At 44.5% G+C, this 1,750-nt stretch carries 2 protein-coding genes and 1 pseudogene; all 3 read left to right on the top strand.

The window, feature by feature from the left end:
* On the top strand, positions 1-624 hold a 624-nt coding region (locus C6Y40_RS10780; protein ID WP_170308460.1), incomplete at its 5' end, for an IS91 family transposase.
* A 506-nt stretch (positions 625-1,130) separates the two neighbouring features.
* Positions 1,131-1,565 (top strand): hypothetical protein, encoded by a 435-nt coding sequence (locus C6Y40_RS10775; RefSeq protein ID WP_240621916.1) that lies wholly within the window; start codon positions 1,131-1,133, stop codon positions 1,563-1,565.
* 75 nt (positions 1,566-1,640) lie between these two features.
* Positions 1,641-1,750 (top strand): annotated as a pseudogene (locus C6Y40_RS25180) (IS5 family transposase); the annotation flags it as partial.

The following is a 1,750-nucleotide window of genomic DNA, read 5'->3' as shown; positions in this document are numbered from 1 at the left end:
TTCTTCTTGCCGGTCAGAGTGTTATCACGCTTGTTCCGCCGTTTGTATATGCAAGGCGTACGTGAGTTATACGAATCGACGCAGTTACTGTGCTTCGGGGAGTTGACGCAGACCAGTGGCTTTGAACACGCCGGGCACTTTATGGCATGGTGCAAACAGCAACAATCCATGGAATGGGTGGTGTATGCCAAACCGCCGTTTGCAGGACCACAAGCGGTGCTGAAGTACCTGTCGCGTTATACGCATCGTGTAGCGATTGCGAATCGCCGACTCCAATCCATTGATGAAACACATGTCTCGTTCACCTATAAGGATTACCGGCGCAAAGGAAACAACATGCACCGGACGATGCAACTGACGTGTGACGAGTTCATGCGTCGATTTTTATTGCATGTCTTGCCAACCGGGTTTCATCGTATCCGGCATTATGGGTTACTGGCCAGTAAAGCCAAACTCAATATGGCCAGACAAGCCTTGCACGTAGCACCGCCACCAGAAATCAAAAATCCTGCCAATGAATCGAAGGCAGACTCAGCCCCCTTCGTGTGCAGGCAATGTCAATCACCGATGAAGGTGTCGGGGCTCAGGCTACCTGCATACTTACCAAGAGCGCCCCCTAAATAGGCGGGGTGCTTAAAGAGATAAAAAAAGCGCCTTTACTGGTGAGGATGATGCTTTACCTGAAACGCTATAAACCCCATGACAATGAATAGAACGAGACAACCGAGCTGAATAAAAACGTGAAAATCAGATGCCAATAGAAACAAAGCACCACTGGAAACACGTGATCTTGGCGATCATCCTCTACAGCAGACTCACATTCACCATCGAAATCCCCATAGCCAAACCACAGGGGTAACATCCCGCGGTTTCGTCCAACGAAGATTATCTGATATCTGCCCGAGAGTAGGACATCAAGGTGGATCTGAATGGAGGGCAGATAACTGATAATCTAAACAAAAGCGGACGTTTTGGTACAGGTTCGTCATGGTCTGTTTTGTCCGTGAAGCGGACATTTCAGATTCCTTTCAATCACAACACTGAATGTGGTTTCTCAGTGGGAACGATTGTTAGTATGAAGTCTCAGTAGTAGGCTGTTATATTTCTTTTCCATTAATTAGGATTTTTGGATGAACTCATATTTATTATCGGATAAGCCAATAATTTATGCAGATATGAATGTATTCCGATACTTGGCTTGTGGCGACATTTCTATTCTGGAACCAGAAAGATTCAAGTGGGTTTATTCTCATATTCACCTTGATGAAATTCACCGGAATGGAAATCGAGATGCACTCGAAGGAATGAAATTGCTGAAAGCAGTCGAGATTTGTGATGTTCTGAATCAAGACTTTCAATCTGAAGGTAATATTGTAATAAGGGATTATATCGATCCTTATTCGAGATATGAGCAGCACTTAGAGGCTATTTCAGGTTATGAGGGGGCGGCAGATCACATTGTGGAGCACCTCATACGCTCTTTTGGAGCAGACAACTTTAAAGAGTTAAGTGAAACACCAGAGCAAATGCGAAATGAAATAGAACGAATAACTAGAGGTTGTTGATCTTTGTATGAAAAGCAGCCGGCATAGCAACGAGGTATAATTGTTTCGCCAAAAATAATTAACCGTAATGTTGCTATGCCAAGAACGATGTTAACAGATGATGCGTGGGAAATCCTAAAAGTACTGCTAAAGGAGAGTGGCAGAGTCTATAACAAATATGAGCACCGAAATACCCTGGAGGGCAT

It is taken from the genome of Marisediminitalea alba (assembly GCF_002993365.1).
Taxonomy (GTDB): Bacteria; Pseudomonadota; Gammaproteobacteria; order Enterobacterales; family Alteromonadaceae; genus Alteromonas; species Alteromonas alba.
Note: the sequence above shows the minus strand (reverse complement) of the source record. Positions and strands in the feature narration are given on the sequence as shown.

Excerpts from the sequence above, each read along its gene's own strand:
- C6Y40_RS10775 (WP_240621916.1), top strand. The coding sequence starts at position 1,131 with ATGAACTCATATTTATTATCGGATAAGCCAATAATTTATGCAGATATG.